Annotated in this window: 2 protein-coding genes; both read left to right on the forward strand. The window is 71.5% G+C overall.

Features of this window, described 5'->3' with window-relative positions:
- The coding region (locus BZL64_RS38740) for an ATP-binding cassette domain-containing protein (RefSeq protein ID WP_143663481.1) at nt 1-421 on the forward strand (421 nt) is incomplete at its 5' end.
- On the forward strand, nt 418-910 hold a 493-nt coding region (locus tag BZL64_RS38745; RefSeq protein ID WP_158101600.1), incomplete at its 3' end, for an ABC transporter permease. The genes BZL64_RS38740 and BZL64_RS38745, both read left to right, overlap by 4 nt.

A 910-nucleotide genomic window follows, 5' to 3' on the forward strand; every position in this document is an offset into this window, starting at 1 on the left:
CGACGTCGCCCGAGCCATCGCCGACGTCGACCTGACCAGCCATGCCGAGGTCCTCGCAGGCAACCTCTCCGGCGGCCAGCGCAGCCGCGTCTCCCTGGCCGTGGCCCTCCTCGGCGCCCCCGAACTCCTCGTCCTCGACGAACCGACGGTCGGCCTGGACCCCGTCCTGCGCCGCGACCTGTGGCACCTCTTCCACGAGATCGCCGCCTCCCGCGGCACCACCCTCCTCGTCTCCTCCCACGTCATGGACGAGGCCGAGCGCTGCCACCGCCTGCTGCTCATGCGCGAGGGCGAGATCCTCGCCGACGGCACCCCCGACGAACTGCGCGCCCGCACCGCCACGGACACCGTCGAGGCCGCCTTCCTGCACCTGGTCGACGCGGCGACCCGGTCGACCCGTAAGAAGGAGAAGACCCGATGACCACGAACACCGCGCCCAGCGAGCCCACCACGCCTACGACCGCCACCGCCCACACCTCACCCAGCGCTCCCCTCAGCCTCTCCCGCACCACCGCGACCGCCGCCCGCGTCCTGCGCCAACTCCGGCACGACCCGCGCTCGATCGCCCTGATGATCCTCATCCCGTGCGTGATGCTGTTCCTGCTCCGCTACGTCTTCGACGGCAGCCCGCGCACCTTCGACAGCATCGGCGCGTCCCTCCTCGGGATCTTCCCCCTGATCACGATGTTCCTGGTCACCTCCATCGCCACCCTGCGCGAACGCACCTCCGGCACCCTCGAACGCCTCCTCGCCCTCCCCCTCGGCAAGGGCGACCTGATCGCCGGCTACGCCCTGGCCTTCGGCGTCCTCGCGATCATCCAGTCCGCCCTCGCCACCGGCCTGGCCCTCTGGTTCCTCGACCTGGACGTGATGGGCAGCCCCTGGCTCCTCCTCCTGGTGGCCCTGCTCG

Source organism: Streptomyces bobili (genome assembly GCF_002154575.1).
Lineage (GTDB): Bacteria > Actinomycetota > Actinomycetes > Streptomycetales > Streptomycetaceae > Streptomyces > Streptomyces bobili.